This is a genomic window from Pseudomonadota bacterium, assembly GCA_039033415.1.
Taxonomy (GTDB): domain Bacteria; phylum Pseudomonadota; class Gammaproteobacteria; order Xanthomonadales; family SZUA-38; genus JANQOZ01.
On record JBCCCR010000005.1, the window covers coordinates 148735 to 168313 of the forward strand.

The window sequence follows — 19579 nt, forward strand, 5'->3', positions numbered from 1 at the left end:
TCGGGGTCATACCGCCGGTTGCCCCGAGCACAGAAACGTTTATCCAGAACCTAGACGATCCGAACGGTTGGCGAGATAGAACCACTCCTGGTCCACCTGTGCGTTTGGATTGGGAAAGACGATCCATCCATCCTGGTCCGAAAGCAGCTCTGTGCCGTCGTGCCGCCTGGCAATTACTTCGCCGCGAGAGATCTTTTCGAAGCTGCGCCAATCCCTGGCAAAACTGTCTTCCACATGAAGCCGATCCCATACTTTGTACAGCCGGATCACCTCTGGCTCGCTGGCCGGCGGCGGCACCTCTTCTGCGGTTGTCATTCCCAGATGAGCCAACGTCGCGCGGATCGCATGATAGGCAAGCCCCGGTGCCTGTTCATCATCGTGTTGACCACATTCAAGCGTGATTCCCATGCCGCCGAAACGGCGGATGGTTTCGGTTGTTCCGACCCCGTAGTCAACGTCAGCCTCGACACCGCGCGCGAGGCGATCGCGGACGCCCCGGGCGTAAGTATCCAGCCAGCCCTCCACAAATCGATCGACGCCGAGGCGCAAGGCCAGCGCCTCCTCCTCTTGCGCCTTTGAAAATGGTTCTAGGTCGCCGCGGTTGTTGTCGGGGCCAATCAGCGCAAACGGTATACCCGGCGTGTGGAAAGAATGGAGATCGAGCAAGACATCGTGCGCCTCCAGCAACGGACAAAGCTGGTTGGCCACCGAATCCTCAAAGTCGAGCGGCCGATCGGTCACCCGCATGTTTCGATTCAGGTTGCGATCCCCGTGCCGACGCTTGAGCTGATACGCCAACGGATTGGTGATGGGAACCATCGTGAGGGATCCGCGTTCGATGCGAAGCGCACCGCCCGAGATTTCCTGCTGTATGCGCTGGATAGCCTTGGTCCCGCAGGTCTCATTGCCGTGCACGGCGCCGAGAACCAGCAGTTTTGGACCGGGCTGCAGGCCCAGGAATTGATAGACGGAAAGACCGGTTGGAGGGGACATCTTGTCCATCACTGGGTTTCACTCATCGTTGCTTGTCGTTTCAGGCGTCCGCGCACAGAAATCAAATTTGCTATTTACCTGGTCGGATCGCGCCGGTAATGGTCGTCTCTGCAGCCCCGCATGCAGGTCAACCTCTGCTTTCGAGTAACCTATACCGATCCGAATATCCACGAGCCTAGATTATCCATGACACACCCCACCCTTCGCACCTCCAAAGACACCGGTCTTCTTCTTGCGGGCAACCATAACGATGCTGTCATCCTGGTCAGCAGTGCTGCCGGCTGCGAATGCAGCCCGGAAGTCGATGCGGCTCTCCAACGGACCGCTGCAGTCGACCAACGTCTGGGAAAGGTCGGGCTACTCATTCACGCTCGCGAGCTCGCGGGCGGACGCCTGGTGCACGCACCAACGGGTCCGCTCGATCGCGATTACGATGACGTACGCCGCTTCTTCGATGCGGCTGCCAAGGGCATTGTTCGGGCTCGGGACGCCGGCGCAACCAATCCGATCATCATCGTCGAGGGCGCCCCAGCGGGGTCTGACTTTGAGCATGCTGCCGAAGTGACGTATCTGGGAGCATGTCAGGGTCTCTGGGAGCCGCTGGAAGCCCGTGAAAGCCTGGGCGAAGAAAATGTTGAGCCGGTAGAGTCCATCACCATTTTCGACGCATCAGAATCGCTTGCTGTCGATTTTCTTGCTGCGCTGGAGTCCGGCCGTCGCCTCGCCCGCGATCTGGCGGGCACCGAGCCCGAACGGATGGCGCCGCCGCGATTTGCTGACACCTGCGTCGAGGCTCTCCAGGGAATCGCCGTTTCGGTGGAAGTTGTCGACGACCAGGACAAAATCACAGCGCAGTACCCGCTGCTGGCTGCGGTGGCCCGCGCGTCCAAGACGGTTCCGCGCCATCATCCGCGGGTCATTAAGATGAGCTATGAGGGCGAAGGTCCTGTCGAAAAGACCCTGTTCCTAGTGGGTAAAGCAGTGACCTTTGATACCGGTGGCGCGGATATCAAAACCGGCGGTCACATGGCCGGCATGAGCCGCGATAAGGGCGGTGGTGCTGCGGTCGCAGGATTTATGAAAACCGTTTCACTACTGAAACCCAAAGGGCTGAAGGTCGTGGCCTATCTGGCCGCCGTTCGGAACAGCGTGGGCCCGGAAGGGCTCGTCTCTGATGAAATCATCGTTAGCCACGCAGGGGTTCGCGTACGTATCGCCAATACGGATGCGGAAGGCCGGTTGGCCATGACTGACGCCCTTTCGCATTGCCGGGAGCTTGCAAAAGATGCGGTGTCTCCGGAACTGATGACCGTTGCCACCTTAACGGGTCACGCGGCGCTCTCGGTAGGCCCTTACACTTCGCTGGTAGAAAACGGCACCGCCAGAGCGCAGGGCACCGCGCAAGGTTTGGCCGACGCGGGCGAAACGTGGGGCGACTGTATGGAAATCAACCGTCCTCGTCGCGAGGACTGGCATACCAACCGCGCCCGGTCGCAGGCAGACGATGTGCTCTCCGCCAACAACGGGCCGTCCGTCGCGGTGGCTCGCGGCCACCAGTTCCCCATGGCCTATCTGTCAACGGCGTCGGGTTTGGACGAGCATAGATACCGGTCCGAGCACCCGCTGGCCTACATGCACATCGATATCGCCGGCAGCTCCGTGGAAGGCGGTGACTGGCAGCACGGCAAACCCACGGCCGCACCGGTCGTTGCGCTCGCCGCCCGGTATCTAAGAAGCTAGTGTCCTAAACGCGCGTCTTCATGTTCAGCTTGAGCGTATCCACAATCGCGCGGCAGACGGCGATTTCCTTATCGAACTGTTTTGTCAGCCCCGATTCTTCCACCGGCTTGCTGACGTCCGGGATCTCGAAATGGTGAAGCTTGTTGAGGCTCACCCCGACACGCTTGGACAACGGCCGATTTTTCCGAGTGTCCAGCGTCAGGAGCATGTGGCGATCAAAAAATCCTGCTCGCAGCCGCGTTTTTGGGCCAAGGATCTTTTGTACTTCTACCAGTCGCTCCATGAGCGCAGGCGTTAGCAGGTAACGCGCCTCGACCTGGTCGGTTGATAACACCTCGAACTGCTTCTCAAAAGCGGCGTCTTCCAGCTTCACCCGCTCCAGCGGAAGGTCGTTGCCGGTTGTATGCAGCTTGTTGAGCATGCCTTTGTCACTCATCACGCGGGTGGTCCCGGAAAAGCGCTTAGGAAAACTTAACCTCATACAAAGGCCGTGGAAAATCAGTTTGGTCGTGGTGCTCTCCTTGGACCGGCTGATGCTTTCCCGTTCCGCCTCAAACAGCATAAAGTCGACATCCGAGATTTTCCCCATGAAGAGGTCTTCGCTCTTACCTCCGTTGGTACTCGAACCAAAGAGGTTCTGCCCTTCGAAAGCGTCCATGATGTCCCCCGGCACACTTTCCATCTGATACTGCAGACCCTGCTGGACTGCGAGTGCGGACAGGACGCTGTGCTTGGCGGTCTTGCGGAAGAGCCAGAAGCCAACGTCAGCGATAAGGTGCACCAGCAATCCGCCGACCACTGCGGCGATGACACCCCAGAGCACGGAGTCGGTGGAGTCCGTTTCCATCCACAGGTTCAATAGATAGACCAGCAATCCGAGCATTAGCGCACTGGGGATACCCAGCACCAGAACGCGGGAACGATGTTGCTTGGCAGCCAGGCGCTGCTGCTCCAGCGATTCAAAGGTGCCGTCTTTAATGGTCTGCGCACCGGTGAGGCGCAGTGAACGTGTCGCGGTCTGGACCTCGGCGGGCGCCAGGTCCCGCACTTCTCGGATGGGCTCTAGCAGCCAGTTGACGATTCCCATTGGCCGCTCAGCTCGCAAAGACGTCAGCCGCTTGAATCGGCTCTCGTTCAGCGGGCTCCATCTCGAAGAACGGAAGCGCCTTAACGCTCAGCATGCTGGCGATGGCGCTGGAGGGCCAGATCTGGACGACGTTGCGCAGCTGCTCTACGGCTGAGTTGTAAAACCGCCGCGAGGCGGCGATATGGCCCTCGACCTCTTCATAGGTGGCCTGAGCCTTGGTCATGGCGGCGACAAACTGAGCCTCGGGATAAGCTTCGGCCAGCGCAAACAGCCGATGCATGTTTTCTCCCAGAACGTTCTCGACTTTCAGATGCTCAGAAACTGCGTCAGGATCACCTGGGTCCGCTTCGACGCCCGCCTGCTTGCGCAACGCGGTAACCCGCTCGATCAGCCCAATCTCCTGACGCATGGTCTCTTTCGCGATGGCCAGCACGTTGCCGATCAGGTCGCGCCGTTTTTTCAGCTGCACGTCGACGGTCGACAGCGCGTTCAGCGCCGCGTTCCGGGTTTTGATCACCCGAACGTACAGGCCGTAAACCAAGAAGATGATCGCCAGCAACACGCCGGCTACAATCCATAGTTCCTGCATTTTTTTGCTCCTTTTTGGTTTCCAATGCCAAAAAGCTCCAAACCGCACAGAGTTTTCGCTGAAAAAAAAGGGCTTGGCGTCAGATCGACGAGAAAATTCGTAGTTTCGCTAGACCCCTTCAACCAACTGTGCGAGAGTCAGGCGGAACTTGAAGCTCTTTGGGATGGGTCATGAACAGCAGAACCGCTTGGGTATTGATTTCGGCATTGGTGCTCAGTGCATGCGCGAGCGGTCAGCCTAAAAGAGTCGATGGGAAACCGGTCGATCACATGGCCGCGGTAAGCGGCGGCAAGGTCTGTCGCGCAGAGCCCAGTTTACGAACCCGAATTCGCAAGGTCCGCTGCGTTGACAGAAGCTCTCAGTCCCAGATGGCCAAAGCTTCAATTGCCTGTGCCAGCGGCACCGGAATTTGCGGGACCGTCGACGGGCTGATGGAAGACGATAACCGCTAAGCGCTGGTCAGTAGGCTGAGTTTTGGGGTATCGGCCTCGGCCGTTCAGGGATTGAACGCACAATTCGCTGTGTGATTCTCATCCCGTAGTTCGACAATACCTGGTTGCCAAAGTTATCCACGAGGGAACGGTTCTGGACAACCGTCAGGGTCACCGGGATCAGCGGCAGCCCTTTCACCAGCCAGCCGCCTTCCGACACCGCTTCAAAGGCATCGAGGTTCAGGCGGAATTGGCCACTTTTGGCGACGTCTCGAACTGGCAGCGGTATAAGGTTGGCGCACAAGCTCACGCCCCGCACCGACGCTGGCTCCGTATCGCTGGTTGGGACGATAGACGCTCTACCGAAGGACAGGTTTAGCTGAGGCTCACTTATTACGGCCCCGACCGGAAGGCTGGGTCGAGCGGGGCTACATTTCACTGTCGACAATCCGAGCACATCGCCACTGCGATCAAATGCATCCAGCATCACGCGCTGGCCCTGCTCTACCCGACGCGGATCCGTGTTGACAAGGAATGGTGCTCGATCGGTCGCGTCATAAAACGGCCGGGTCGGGAGCGTGACCACCAGGTCGGAACGCGCATCGATTGCGGGTTCGACGTTGAAAGGGGCCTCGACAGCTCGAACCGCCAGCACCGCGCTAACGGCATCAATACCGTTAGCCCAGCGGGTAACGATCCCGCTGATCCTAGCAACGGGCTGTGCGTGAGACAGGTTTGGCCGATCTACACTCAGGGGCGCTACCTCCGCAGGAAATCCGAGATCCATCAGCGCCGTCGGCGCTACCGACGTATTGAAGCCCTCGAAGACCGAAACCAGCTGGCTGTCGCCACTCAAGCGGTTGTCAGCCGGATCAAGTGAGACTCGGCTGAGATCGAGAAAATCGCCACAGGATCCTGGCGCTGCAAGACGCGAAAGGTCCCGCGGCAGCGCGCCAAGCTCAAAGACTTCCAGCCAGGCCTGCCCTGAGGGCGCGACGGGTCTGAACGCTCTAGCGCTAAAAAACTCGATATCGACGGGTTCACGGCCAGCCACGCAGCTGTCGTCAAAATCCAGCATCAGCGGACCGTCTGCATAACCACCAGCCCAGGTGCCTACCCAGGTGTCCCGCGGCCTAAACAGGATTCTCAGCGTAAGCGTCGCCTGTCCTGTCACGCCGTCTCGAACGACCGCCCGAACAACCACCGCATCGTCGCTCACGTTGTGAACGTTGATCAGCGTGTCCAGCCCGTTTTCTGCCGAAAGCACCGGAAAGATCAGCACGCTGCCGGTGCCGTCGGCTGAGAGCTCCACCGCCTCTGCGTCAGCAAGGAACGCCACCCACAACAGAGAAAAAATCAGCCGTAATGCTTTCATGGCGGAACCCATCGGATGGTTGCTTTTAGATGGGAATGGAACGCTCCGGACTGAAACTACCCCCAAAAGGGGATTGAATCGCCAGGGTCACTTCAGATGATGCGGGTGCCCCGCAGACCTAATGGGCTGCACATCGCGGCCTTAAAGGCTGCTTAGTCCTCAAAGCCGCTGAGAAAGATCTGGCGCGGATTTGTCACGAAGATCACCGCTCCGGCGGCACCCTCAGATTCAGGAGCCCCGATCAACAGCCGCTGACCCGATACCGCCAGCGCTTCACCAAACCCCAGCTGCATAGCGCGGGCAGATCGCCGTCGCACCGGTTGCGCAGAAGCAGCGTTAAGTTCGAAACGATAAATTGCGCCCACCGGGACGTTCGCCACCAGCGCTCCTGGCGACCCGACAGCCAGCGTGCGGTCGCTCACCGCCACCGCAGTTCCAAACCGTCCATCAGGCACCGGGTCATCCGGCAGAAGCTGTCCGAGCGGCGCCCCTGCGCTGGAAAAAAGGTAGGCCGTCCCTTCGTTGTCTCCGCCCGCGCCGCCAGCGCCCGGTGCACCCGCCACCACAACTGCCGCACCAGACACCGCTACCGAAAAACCGACCTGTTCGCCCTGCTGAGGCCCCGAAGGCTCAGCCACGGCTAACAACGTCAGTCCAGCAGGGCCCGCCGCATAGATACCTGCGACACCGGAAACCGTCCCGCCAACTGCGGACGCGCCCGGTGCACCCACGGCTGCAACACCGTTGTTTAACGCAACCGACGTGCCAAAGCTAGAACCGCCGGCCGCCCCGGCCAGTTTTACTTTGTTGACCAGCTCGAAGTCCTCGCCTGGGCCACTGCGCGCATAGAGGTAAGCCGCACCGCTGGCCGTAGCCGTAGCCTCTCCCTCGGCATCTTCGGGCGCACCAATCAGCAGCAGCGAACGGTCGATCGCGACCGCTGCCCCAAAGGCTGTACCGGGAACGGGGGCGGACAGCGCCTGGTGGAATACCCATTGGCCGGCGGCGCGCTCATACACCGCAACCTCGAGTCGCTCGCCTGGCCCCTTCATGCTTACCGACTGCGAGGCGCCCACTACCATGAGGTCACCACTGATCGAAACCGCTGCTCCAAAACCTGAGGCCGAGAAACCGATCGGCACCTCCAGCGTGGGCTGCGGCTGTGCGCGACCTTCGACAATGCGGTAAATCGCCACCGCACCCTGGTCGGTTGACGACCCAGGAAGACCGCTAGCAAGATCAGACCCGCGAACGGCAACGGATGCGCCCAGCCGATCTCCGGCCGCCAGCGAGAGCGGTGGAACCACGGATTCAGCCACGGCGTCGGGCGTCGGAATCCGCTGGGTCACGCCCGTATCGCGATCGTGGACAAAAACGTTACAGGCCAGAGAGCCGGCACACTCCTCAGCGCCGTCAGCCAGGTCGAGACTGGCCGAGCGCAGCAGCACCCAGCGGCCGTCAGCCGAGAGGCCCGCGAGCTCGGTGACCGCATCCACTTCCCCACCCGCCGTGGTCACCGACACCCGTCGTGTCGTCGCGGCTCCGCGGTCCCGGACAAAAACGTCCTGGACGCCGTTGGTGTCGTCCGCCACCAGGTTGCTTGCAGTGGATTCGAAGGCGATCAGGTTGCCATTGTCAGAGACCCGCGAATCCGTCGCGGCACCATCTCCCTCAGCGCCCGCCGCTCCCAGAGACACTCGCTCGGTGATTCCCAGGGTGAGGTCTCGTAGATACACGTCACTTTCGCCGTTCGCGTCGGCGGCAACCGCCGCGCCGTTGGTCTGGAAGGTCAGCCAGCGCCCGTCTGCAGACAGGTCGCCGATCAGCGTCTGGCTGGCGGTCAGCGTTTGCCCCAGATCATCTCGGCTTGCAATCACGCTTGTTCCCGCCTGGGTGTCAGCCACCCGCAGCACGTTGCCCTGGCCGGCACCGGGGAACTCCTCAAACGCGACGAATCGGCCGTCCGCGCTGATGCGCGGATCGGTGGCCGGAGCTGCAAGCTGGGCGCCCGTCTCATCCAGCGACACCAGCCGGGTTTCGCTCGTGCTGAGGTTATGCAAAAAGATATCGTGGCCGCCACCGTCGTTGTCCGCCGGTTCGAGATTGCTCGCCACGGTCTGAAACGCGACCCATTGACCGTCGTCAGAAACCACGGGAAGCTGGCCGCCGGCACTGCTTTGTTCTCCCGCGGTGCTGCGCGACACCAGCCGGGTATCGGGCACGGTCACCAGTCTCACGTAGGCATCCGCCGTACCGTTCCCGTCCGGATTGCTGAGATCGAGGTCGGCGAAGGAGGCCAGCGCCACCACTTCTCCATTGGCAGACAGGGACGGCGTCCCGCTGACGTCGAAATTGCCTGGCGGGTTGCCGGCCGAGTTCAGATGAACCTGAGTCACGGTTCCGTCCTGGCGATTGAAAACTAGCGCCTCGTTGCCGCCGGTCGCGCCACCACCGGAGGATACGAGCAGCACAACGGCCGTGCCGTCCGCGGACAGTTCCGCCGCAGCAAACTGTCGCGCCTGGCTGCCGGACTGGCTGACGGCCTGAAAAGTTGCCAGCGCTCCCGCAAACCCCGCCAGCGCAACCGTCAGGTTAATCTTCATGGCTGCTGCTCCGCGGTAGAATCCTGAATTTCCTCGAACCCGTTTTCGAAGACTCTCGATTCACAGAAGTCGAGAACGCGCTCCAGAACGTCCTGCCGATCTGCCGGGCTGGCCAGCGCCGCCAGGTCAAAGCCGAAATACACGCCGTCGCCGCTTTCACTGCGGCGAAGCACCGCAGCCCCGCCGCCGTTGCCGTCGAAGATGACGTTCGCATCGCTTTGCGGTTCGAGCACGTCAGCCTGCGGCGCGGAAAGATCGTAGGGCCCGAGCCCCTCAAAAGCCGGCGCCTGTCCGGTCAGGCTCACGGGATTGACGTCCGACAGGGCGCTGGCCACACCGAGGCTCCTCATCAGCGGCGTTGGCGTATCACTTCCCTGGCCACGAGCGTTGAGCCAACCTTCGGAGCTTATGGCGAAACACCCGCCCGCGTCGAGGAAGGACTGGATGGCCGTTTCGGCGGCGCTGGCCGGGCCAGTGAACACATCGCTCGCCTGACCCGTGGCCCACAGTACGACGTCAAATCCCTGCAGGTCGTCGGCCGCGGGCTCGTCAGCGTCCCCGTTGGTAACCAGCACCTGTGCCGTAACACCCAGCGCAGCCAGGTCGTTTGTCAGAGTCTGCGCCACGTCCGGCGCGTTATTGTCGTCATCCACGAGCAGCAGGTTCACGTCGCGGGGACAAACGGTGGTCTCAAAGGACCGGTCGAAGCCCACCCGTTGCCCCTGGGCGTTGGTGGCGCGAACCCGGAAGCGATATTCGGTGCCACACACAAGGCCGGAGATGTTGGCACTGACGGGAACCTGTCCACCCGCTGCGTTGACGCCGACCAGCAGCACCACGTTGCCGTACGCCGTGGTCAGGCCAAAGTCGAACTGCACGTCCACTACGCCCCCGTTGCCGTCCACCAGCGCGTTGAGCCTGGCTGATGTCTCGGTGATCTGGTCGGCTGATCCGGTAGTGACCTCCGGAATACCCGCCACACAGCTTTCGGTGGTGAGGCTCGCCACGGTGGACAAGGTCTCACCGCCGGTGTTGGTCGCGCGGAACTGGAAGTCGAACACCGTTTCGCAGATCAGGTTGTCGAGATCTACGGTCACCTGTACACCCGTGCCCGCAACGTTGCCTGCCGAGAGGAAATCGCCAAACTCTTGACCGGCGGGCCGCAGCCGATACACCACCTGCGCGGTCTCGCTCGAGTCCACGTCGATCTGAATCCGGGCGCTCTGGTCAGACACGTTGTCAAAGCCGATATTGCTCAGCACCGGCGGGTCGACGCACTCGAGCGTGTCAAAAACCAGCGGGCCGTCGGTCACTGAGCCGCTCGAGTTGCTGGCGCTAGCCTCGAACTCGAAGCTCGAGCTGCAGTCCAGACCATCCACCTGACGACCGACCAGCAGTGGCGTTGAGACCGACGAAGCACTTAGCTCAGGGCCAAACTCACCACCCACCGGCCGTAGTCGGAATATCACGTCCGTCAGGTCGCCCTGAGGGTCAACGTCCGCGAGCAGCGTGGCACTGGCGGTGGTTACGTCGATGGGCGCGCGCAACTGAAGCGCCGGCGAGCCGGCGGTGGCCGAGACTAAGCCAAACACCCTGGTGGTGGTCTCGCGTGCGGCCAGAGCGTAGGTATCGGTGAGCGGCTGAAACGTGTTCGCGAGGATATCCAGGGAATAACTGTTGGGGCTGTTGGCCAGGATGAACTCACCCACCTGGTTGCTGAATACAGTCAGGCCGCCGCTGGTAATTACCGCACCGGGTATCGGGGCACCGCTGCTACCGTCCACCACACGACCCTCGAGGACGCCCACGTTGTCGCCCAGCGGCTGGAATGCGCGCAGCGTGTAGAATGCGCCTGCCCCGCCGCCGCTCAGCGCGGTGACGCGCAGAAAATACTCCTCGTCCTCGGGCAGCGTATTGACGAGCCCAGGGCCGACGGAGAGGCCAACGTCGCCTCCGGCAAGACCCTGGCTAGTGAACAGTACGGTGTCCTGATCGGACCGCAGCTCCAACCGCAGCTGCAGCTGATCACTTGCATCCTGGTTTACCACGCTGAACTCGTAGGTCGCATCCGCGCGCCCAAAGAATCGCACCCAATCCTCGTCCGCTGGAACGTGCAGCGAGTGAAACTGGGCCTGATCGGCGTCGATAAACAGCACCGAAGCCTGGGCCGCGGTGTCGTCCACCTCATAACCGTCGGGCGCATCCAGCCGTACTACGCTCAGCTCCTGCTGCACCGAGATGTTTTCGTCATCATCCACCGCAAACAGCGCGACCTGGTACCGGCCGCCCAGATCAAAGCCATCAAAAGACGCCTCGTAAACGCTGCCGCCGACCGGCTGAAGGTCCACAAATTGCTGGGGCGCAAACGGGCTCGGCGGCGAGATGGCGGCGAAGACGTTCATCACCGGCGACTGCTGAGTGCTGCTCACGTCAGTCGCCCGCAGGACGGTGGTGTCGGTACCATCCAGCTCGATGTCGTCGGAAACGCCCCCGATCAGCGGCGCGTTGCCCGCCTGGCGAACGCCGGGACCGATGTTGTAAGCGCGGGCCACCAGGCCGTCCATGGGGCCATTGGCGCGGCCGTCGTTTTCTCCAGCCACGCCGCCACCGTCGTCGAGCATCGGCATCTGAGTGGTAGACAGGGCCGCAACCGCGCGAGCGGCAATGTCGAACGATTCCCCGGCGCTTGCGCCGTTGGCCACACCCGTCCAGTAATGGCGCGTAAACAGCGGGTCGGTGTCAGCAAACAGCATCGCGTTTTCGGCAAGTCCGGTGCTGGAGAGAATGATGCGCGGCCTGCCGGGGATACCCGCCAGGTCTGGCAGTAGCTGACCCGCCGTGTTGCCTTCAAACATCGCGAGCAGCGTACCGGTGAGCACCGGCTCAAGTCCCTCCTGCAGGTCGTCGAACCACGCGTCCATATCGCGTGCGGTCAGCAGATCTCCCGCGCCCAGGAAAAAGCTGCTGCCCTGGGTGCGACCCACAAAGTAAACGGTGAGATCCTTAAGCCCTTCCGTTGCCCACTGGGTAAAAGTGAACTCCAGCGCCGAGCGCGAGAGCTGCTGGTCAACGCCCGGAATACCGCTGCTGCCAGCGCTCAAGAAACGAATATCCTCGATCCCGTTGGGATCGTCCTGATAGCCCTGCTGTAGGAGCGCACGGTAGACGAACGCGGCGGCGTTCTCGATCCGCTGCTGCTCCGTCGGGTTGTCAGAAAAGCCGGCGACCACCACGGCCCGCCGGCGCGGCGGGTTGGTGATGTTGGCGGTCAAAGGCACCTCGAAACGGGTGAGATAGCCGGACGTGTCGCGCAGCAGAACCTCCACCGAGTACATGCCCTCGGCGACGAATCCATCGAAGATGCCGCTGAAGGTGCAGGTTGACGCAAAGCCGCAACCGGACAGCGGCGGGGACAGCTCAACCTCAGGCAGCCCGATTACCGGGTTGTCGCTGGCCCCGGTAGTGAGCATCGGTGGCCTGACCACTGCAAATGCGCGTGCCACGTCTTGCGGGTTGGACACCACCACGTCGAGCGCTCCAGAGAGCTGCAGGCTGGCGTTTTCGATTCCAGGTGAGTCGTTCACCGCCGCCGTGTCGCCGCCGATAAAGTAGTTCAGCTGACCCAGGTCGCCACCATTGCTGATGCCGTTGACGTCGACCTGCGGATCCTGGTCAATGGTCTGGTTACCCACCGCCGCCGAAGCCGCCTCGAACGCTTCCCCGACGCTGCCGCCGTCAAAGATCTCCGACCAGAACTGGGCCGAGAACGACAGATAGCCCTGGGAGATAAACTTCGCATCCTGACCCGTATTGGTGGTGGTGATCACCACCCGCGCTGGGCTTGGGCTCTCGAGGTTGTCCAGGAATGACCCGGACTCGCAGGCCTCATAGATCACGGTGAGCTGACCGGGCGCGCCGCTGGTATCCAGGTTGTCTAGCCAGCTTCCAAGGGTGGTCGAATCCAGCGTCTCGGGCGCGATACCCAGGCTCGGGATGGCCAGCCCGTTAACCCGGAAACGTTCGGTGTCGCCATGATCCGCCAGGTATACCACCGCCTCGTCGGCGCCGGCCAGGCTCATGATCGCGCTTTCGATCGCCGTAACCGTGGGAAAGCCGTCGATATCGTCAGCCACACCATCGGAGTCGATATCGGCGTTGTTCAGGTCATCGGCGCTCAGATAGATGATGTCTTCCTTGCGATAACCTCGGAACAGCAGCGTCCGGTAGGCAAGATTAGCGTTCACCTGAGTCGCGTCCCAGAGATTATTCCCGGCATACGGGCCACCGCCCGCGACGACGACAGCGCGCCGATCAAAGGTCGCAGTTGTTGCCTCAACCACCTGGAGCCGACCAAGGCGGGCATCGAGCACGGCAAATCGCTGGGCATCCAGCCGCCTTATGGCGCCAACCTCAGCAACACCGAGGGGACCGGTGCCCGGGCCGGCCGGCTGATCGATTTCGGTGCCCAGCAGCGAAACCCTCACAACACGCGAATCGTTAGGTCCGTTGTCGAAATCGTCTTCGGCCACCGCCAGGGTTTCGTCGGCCAGCAGCTCAAGCGCTACCGCGTTCGTGGCCAAAGAACCGGTCAGTGGGGTGGTCGCAACGACGGCACTGATCAGATCAACCTGGAACAGGAAGCGAGTGCCGCCACCGTCGACCGCCAGGCCCAGCAGCTGCGGCTGTCCCATTACGTTCCCCACGGAGAGATCCAGCACGCTGCTCGTACCCGGCACCACCACCAGGGGTGTCGGTACACCGGCCGCCGGCATCCGGTACAGCAGGCCGGCCGGGCAATCGAAGATCAGATCTCCGTTTGCCTCAGCTACCAGGTGGGACGGGCTGCACGGCAGCGGAGCGTCGTTTAGCAGCGCCGCGCTGGGCGTGCCCGGCGCGTACTCCAGCAGGCGGTCGTCTTCGATAATAAAGAAGTTGCCGCCTGTCGGGTCAGCCGCCACATCGGCGGGGATGGCCGGCATACCCTGTCGATTGAGGTTCTGAACGGACAGCAGCTGGCCGCTGACGTCGTCGAAAAACTGCACCCGGGCATTGTTGGTGTCGGCAACAATCAGGTCTCCCGCCGCAGTCACGTCCAGGCCCAGGGGCCGGTCGAAGCGGCCGGGCGTAGTGCCGGAAAACCCGACCTCTTCGACTAGCTGCCCAAACAGCGTATAGCGGGCAAAGCGCCCGGGAACGCCGATCAACAGGTTGCCGAAGCGATCAAAGATCAGCCCGTTGCTCTCGAGCAGGCCCGCAAGATCCACGCCGGTGATCTGTGTACCGACCTCACTGAACACCGCGAGGTTGACCCGGTTGGTGTCGTTGGTCAGCAGTGCTACCCGCCCTTCGCCGGCACTGACGCCAAACTTGAGGTTGTAGCTGTCGCCGCTGCTCACCGTGCCAGGGAAGGAGCCGAGAAAGGTCCCCATGGCGGTGTATCGATCGATGGTCAGGCTCGCGCCGGCGGTCAGGGTGTAGATCACGCCGTCTGCGCCGGCGGCGATATCCAGCAGCGAGCTGCCCACGGGCTCGGGAATTTCCAGCCGTTGATAGGTGAGGTCCAGGCCGAGCCGGTGCACGCCCCGATCACCGGAGCCGGCAATCAGCAGCAGGGTCCCGTCGGGGGCAAACTCAAGATCGCGGATAGCCGACAGGCTGACGCCTGCGGGCAGCCCGGCACAGCCTCCGCTGCCGGCGGCGTTGAGGCAGCCCAGCTCCTGACCGTCGCTGGTATAGCGGGTGAGCGTGAAGGGCCCGCCGCCGATGGTGACCGAGTAGACGTTGCGCTCGCCATCGACCGCCAGCCGCGCACCCACGCCGGCGCCAGCACCGGTGTCTTCAAACGAACCGACCAGCTGAGCGCTGGGGCTCAGCTTGAAAATACGCCCGAGATCGCGATCGCGCACGTAGACAAACCCGAGATTGTCCACCACAAAGCTGTCGGGATTGCGGAACGGAATCGGATACGGCGTGTTGGGCCAAAACTTGTTTAGCGTATAGGCGCTGGCCTGGAAGACCGACAGCATGACCGTGGCGGTATCTGAACGAACCTGCCCGGTGGCGTCCTCGGTTCGCGTCAGCCCGTAGCTGAAGCTGTCCATGCCCACAAAGCCCGACGGGGGGGTGTAGAGGAAGGTGCCGTCACCGTTGTACTGCACGGTCCCGCCCTGAGCGCTGACGGTGTCGGTCAGCCCCGGGTCGACATCGCTCAGGGGTGCCGGCGTGCTGCCCCCAGATTCGTCGTTCGCCAGCACGTTCGGCGTCGTGAAGCCGCTGTCACCCAGCACGTCGAATACGCCGTCGTCCCGAGCGTCGGGCACCGCCCGCACCAGCACCGAGACGGTCGCTGAACTGGTGTCACCGTTTTCATCGGCAATCCGGTAGACAAACGAGTCAGGCTCGAAAAACGAGGCGCTGAAAAAATCTGCGTTGGGTCGGTAGGTGATCTCCCCCGTTTCGGGGTCGACCTCGGTGGTGCCGTTTTCGGGCGGGTCGATCACCTGCACAGTGCTCAGATCCAGGGGGCTGGCGCAGGCGCTGGCACCGCGCAGATCATAAACAACGGCCGCGTCCTCATCGACGAAGTCGAAGTCATCCTGCGTTTGCGGTGACCCGTCCAGCGTCAGCAGAAACAGCTGGCTATCGCTGAGCTCCACGCCGCCGTTGGCGGTGCCGCCGCTGTCGCGAAGCTGCACGGTAACCTGCATCAGACCCGCAGCCTGGCCCACGTAGCTCAAGGTGCCGGTGAGCGGATCGATGGCCGGCAACTCGGAAAACAGATCACCGGCAACCGCGCCCGCCGGCTGACTGACCACAATCGAGAGTTCGGTGGTGAGCGTCTGGTCGGATTCGTTGGGCGGGCCGGCGCTGATCTGCGGCATAAAGCCCGGCACCAGCGTTTGGGGTTCGCAGGCCGCTCCGGCTTCGAACGGTGGCAAGTTGCCGAAGCTCGGCTGATCGTTGACCGGGGTGATGGTGAGGTCGACGGTAGCCACTCCGACGTCTCCATTATCGTCCGTGACCTGGTATTGGAAGCTGTCCGGGCCGAAGTAGTTGTCGTTTGAGTCGTACGTGAAGTCACCGTTGTCCTGCAGCAAGAGCGTGCCGTTGGTGACGTCGGTGACGAGCGTGATGCCGTTCGCTTGCCCGGCAGCGTCGTCGCCACGGTCGTCGACACCGTTGCCGTTATCCACATCTACGTTGCCGGTAAACGCCACGCCGTCTTCCAGCGCCAGTGCAGGCGCGATCGGCAATACGTCGTTGGTGGGATCGGGTACCGGGTCGATCGTGATGTCGACTCGAACCGGGGCACTGACATCGGGCGTCGCGCCGACATCGGTGATGGTGTATTCGAAAAAGACCGGGGTCACATCATTTAGGGCCGGGTCATAGCTGAAGGTGCCGGAATCCGGGTCGAGCTGCAGCACGCCAAGCGCCGGTGCGGTGGCTACCTGGAAGCTGCCGGCGCCGACGCCGTCACCCAGATCGTCAACGCCACCGCCGTTGTCGGCGGTCACGTCACCCGTCAGTCTGGTGTCCTCGTCGACGATAAAGGCATCAGCCCGGCCGTCCGGAACCGGGTCGATATCGATGTTTACGGTGGCGCCAGGACCGGTGTCGCCGTTGGTATCAGTGACGGTGTAGCTGAAGCTGTCGGCGCCGTCGAAATCGGCGTTGGGGCTGTAGTTGAAGGACCCGTCGGGGTTCAGCGCCAGCGAGCCATTGGCAACATCCACCGTCAGGTTTATCGTGGCCAGCCCCGTGCCCAGATCGTCGACGCCGGCGCCGTTATCGGCGGTGACGTCACCGGACAGGCTGGCGTCTTCGTCAACGACAAAGGCGTCATCAACCGGATCCGGGACCGCGTCGATGTTGAACGTGACAGTAGCCGCCGGACCTACGTCGCCGTTAGCGTCCGTAACGAGATAGGTGAATCCGTCGGTGCCGTCAAAGTTCTCAGGGTAGGTGTAGGTAAAGCTGCCGTCGGATGCGAGCGCCAGCGAACCGGTGGTGACGTCGTTCTGAACGCTGATACTTCCGAGGCCGTCTCCCAGATCGTCAGCACCGGCGCCGTTGTCTGCCGTGACGGTGCCGCTGAACGTCAGCGCGTCTTCTTTTGGAGCAAAAGTATCGTCGACGGGGTCAGGAATCGGGTCCACGTTGATGACCACCGTCGTCAGCGACCCGGTGTCCCCGTTGGCGTCGGTTGCGGTGTACGTGAAGCTGTCGACGCCGTCGAAATCTGCTGGATACAAATAGCTGAAGGTGCCGTCGCTGTTCAGCAGGAGCGTTCCGCTGCTCACGTCGGTCACCAGGTTGATGCTGCCCAGCCCGTCGCCCAGGTCATCAGCGCCGCTGCCGTTATCGACGACAACGTTCCCAAGCAGCGGTGAGGCATCTTCTTTGGGTTCGAACAGATCGTCCTCGGTGTCGGGAATCGGATCGACATTAATCGTGACAGTGGCAGGCGGCCCGGTATCGCCGTTGGCGTCGGTCACGCTGTAGACGAAGGTATCGGTACCGTCAAAGTCCGCGGGATAGGTAAAAGTAAAGTCGCCGTTGGCGGACAGCGCCAGCGTGCCTGTGCTGACATCGCTGACCAGATCCACCGTTCCCAGGCCGCTACCCAGATCGTCGATGCCGCCGCCGTTGTCCACGGTCACGTTGCCCGTCAGGGGAGAAGCGTCCTCCTTGGGCGAAAAGCTGTCGGCTGTTGGGTCCGGCGCTGGATCGATCGCGATGGTGACGCTTGCCGGCGGGCCGGTGTCTCCGTCCGTATCGGTAATGGTGTAGGTAAAGCTGTCGCTGCCGTTGAAGTTGGCGTCCGGGGAATAGCTGAAGGCACCGCTGGCGTTGAGGTTGAGCGTTCCATTACTGACGTCGCTGCCCAGGTTGACCGTTCCCAGGCCGTCCCCAAGATCATCAGTGCCATTGCCGTTGTCCGCCAGCACGTTGCCGTTGAGCGTACCGTCTTCAACTATAGCAAAGCCGTCGTCAACCGGGTCGGGGATCGAGTTGATATTGATCGATACCGTTGCGCTGGTGCTCACGTCACCACTGGCGTCGGTTACCGAGTAGGTGAAGCTGTCGCTGCCGTCAAAATCCGTGGCATAGGTGTAGGTGAAACTTCCATCGCTGTTCAGTACCAGCGCGCCGCTGCTGACGTCAACCACCAGGTTGACGGTGCCCAGACCGTCGCCCAGATCGTCAGCACCATTTCCGTTGTCTGCGGTCACGTTGCCCGTCAGCGGTGATGAACCTTCATCGGGGGTAAAGCTGTCAGGCTGCAGGTCCGGGATAGGGTTGACGTTGATCGAGACTGTCGCGGTTGGCCCAGTATCGCCGTTGCTGTCCGTCACGCTGTAGATAAAGCTGTCGCTGCCGTCAAAATCCGTGGCATAGGTATAGGTGAAGTCGCCGTTGGCGGACAGGCTCAGACTGCCGTTGCTGACGTCGGTGACCAGGTTTACCGAGCCCAGCCCGCTGCCGAGGTCGTCCGCGCCGCTGCCATTGTCCACCGTCACGTTGCCCGTCAAAGGCGATCCGTCTTCGTCGGGGGTAAACGTATCGTTCACGGGGTCTGGCACCGGATCCACGATCACGGTTACCAGCGCCGTATCGCTGTCCCCGTTGGTGTCGGTCACCCGGTAGGCAAAGGTGTCGGTTCCGCTAAAGTCAGCAGGCGGCGTATAGTCGAAGATGCCGCTGGTCTGAAGATTAACGGTGCCAAGAGGCGTCGGCGAAGGCTCCTGGGTAACCGCGGACAGCCCATCGCCCAGGTCATCAGCGCCGCTGCCGTTGTCGCTCAATACATTATTGATTTCACCGGTAGAGTCCTCCGGTACGGTGACGTTGTCGGCGCGCGCGTCCGGCACCGCGTCGATATCGATCGTGACCGTCGCGGTATTTCCGAGATCACCGTCTGCGTCGAGAACCTGGTAGGTAAACGAGTCGCTGCCGTCGAAGTCTGCCGGGTAGGTGTAGGTGAAGCTGCCGTCGCTGTTGAGGAGCAGCGTCCCCGTGGATACGTCGGTGACAAGATTCACCGAGCCCAGGCCGTCTCCCAGGTCGTCCGCGCCGCTGCCGTTGTCCGCGGTGACGTTCCCGGCCAGGGGAGAGGCATCCTCCTTGGGTGTGAACAAATCATCGAACGAATCCGGTACGCGGTCGATGACAATCGTGACCGTAGCCGGTGCGCTGGTGTTCGGCGTCGAATCCGTGATGGTGTAGGTAAAGCTGTCGGACCCGTCAAAGTCGGCCGGATAGGTGTAGGTAAAGGTGCCGTCGGAATTGAGACTTAGGGTACCGCTGCTGACGTCGGTGACCAGGTCGAACGTGCTGGGCGTTACGCCCGGATCGTCAGGGCCGTTACCGTTATCAGCAGCCACGTCGCCAGCCAGCGGCGAATTGTCCTCGGGCGCAACGAAGTCGTCGTCAACGGCAATCGGCTGAGCATGCGCAACCGCGCCGGCCAGCAGCAGCAGCGCAATGGCAGCGGAACGCAATCGTCCACGGAACGTTATAAACCTACCGATCACAGCATGGCGACTCCTTGTAACCGTGCCCGCGCCGGGCTTGCTGTACGGTCGAGACAGCGCCACGCTTAGACCCATCCTGAGTCTCAACCGGCGATGCTCCCACACCCCTAGAGCCTTGAAATCATACGTGATGGGTGGAAAGCGGTCTAATCCCGGGATGCTTTCCGCTTCCGGTGTGGCTGGGTGAGATGGCCTCCACAGCAGCACTCGGAATTCCTTTCAT

At 62.0% G+C, this 19579-nt stretch carries 7 protein-coding genes; 1 reads left to right on the forward strand and 6 read right to left on the reverse strand.

Translation table 11 applies throughout. The annotated features are described in order from the left end of the window. Nucleotides 1-39: 39 nt before the first annotated feature. Complete coding sequence (locus AAF358_05580) at nucleotides 40-1002, reverse strand: succinylglutamate desuccinylase/aspartoacylase family protein (GenBank protein MEM7705001.1); 963 nt, start codon at nucleotides 1000-1002, stop codon at nucleotides 40-42. Nucleotides 1003-1179: 177 nt separating this feature from the next. Here AAF358_05580 and AAF358_05585 point away from each other — a divergent pair, with 177 nt between their 5' ends. Then, nucleotides 1180-2733: a leucyl aminopeptidase family protein gene (locus AAF358_05585; GenBank protein ID MEM7705002.1), complete on the forward strand. Its 1554-nt coding sequence runs from the start codon at nucleotides 1180-1182 to the stop codon at nucleotides 2731-2733. Between the two features lie 4 nt (nucleotides 2734-2737). On the opposite strand, the gene AAF358_05590 is transcribed toward AAF358_05585, so the two are convergent. From AAF358_05590 to AAF358_05610, 5 genes are all read right to left on the reverse strand, one after another. Further along, nucleotides 2738-3820 carry a DUF3137 domain-containing protein gene (locus AAF358_05590; GenBank protein ID MEM7705003.1) on the reverse strand — a complete coding sequence of 361 codons (1083 nt, stop codon included), beginning with the start codon at nucleotides 3818-3820 and terminating at the stop codon, nucleotides 2738-2740. A gap of 7 nt (nucleotides 3821-3827) precedes the next feature. Beyond that, on the reverse strand, nucleotides 3828-4409 hold the full coding sequence (locus AAF358_05595; GenBank protein MEM7705004.1) for a LemA family protein: 582 nt from the start codon (nucleotides 4407-4409) through the stop codon (nucleotides 3828-3830). A gap of 459 nt (nucleotides 4410-4868) precedes the next feature. Continuing rightward, on the reverse strand, nucleotides 4869-6215 hold the full coding sequence (locus tag AAF358_05600) for a hypothetical protein (GenBank protein MEM7705005.1): 1347 nt from the start codon (nucleotides 6213-6215) through the stop codon (nucleotides 4869-4871). A gap of 152 nt (nucleotides 6216-6367) precedes the next feature. Continuing rightward, on the reverse strand, nucleotides 6368-8818 hold the full coding sequence (locus tag AAF358_05605; GenBank protein ID MEM7705006.1) for a hypothetical protein: 2451 nt from the start codon (nucleotides 8816-8818) through the stop codon (nucleotides 6368-6370). Continuing rightward, complete coding sequence (locus AAF358_05610) at nucleotides 8815-19356, reverse strand: Ig-like domain-containing protein (GenBank protein MEM7705007.1); 10542 nt, start codon at nucleotides 19354-19356, stop codon at nucleotides 8815-8817. The genes AAF358_05605 and AAF358_05610 overlap by 4 nt, the downstream gene beginning before the upstream one ends. Nucleotides 19357-19579: the final 223 nt, after the last annotated feature.

Excerpts from the sequence above, each read along its gene's own strand:
- AAF358_05580 (MEM7705001.1), bottom strand. The coding sequence starts at position 1,002 with ATGGACAAGATGTCCCCTCCAACCGGTCTTTCCGTCTATCAATTCCTG.
- AAF358_05600 (MEM7705005.1), bottom strand. The coding sequence starts at position 6,215 with ATGAAAGCATTACGGCTGATTTTTTCTCTGTTGTGGGTGGCGTTCCTT.
- AAF358_05590 (MEM7705003.1), bottom strand. The coding sequence starts at position 3,820 with ATGGGAATCGTCAACTGGCTGCTAGAGCCCATCCGAGAAGTGCGGGAC.
- AAF358_05605 (MEM7705006.1), bottom strand. The coding sequence starts at position 8,818 with ATGAAGATTAACCTGACGGTTGCGCTGGCGGGGTTTGCGGGAGCGCTG.
- AAF358_05595 (MEM7705004.1), bottom strand. The coding sequence starts at position 4,409 with ATGCAGGAACTATGGATTGTAGCCGGCGTGTTGCTGGCGATCATCTTC.
- AAF358_05585 (MEM7705002.1), top strand. The coding sequence starts at position 1,180 with ATGACACACCCCACCCTTCGCACCTCCAAAGACACCGGTCTTCTTCTT.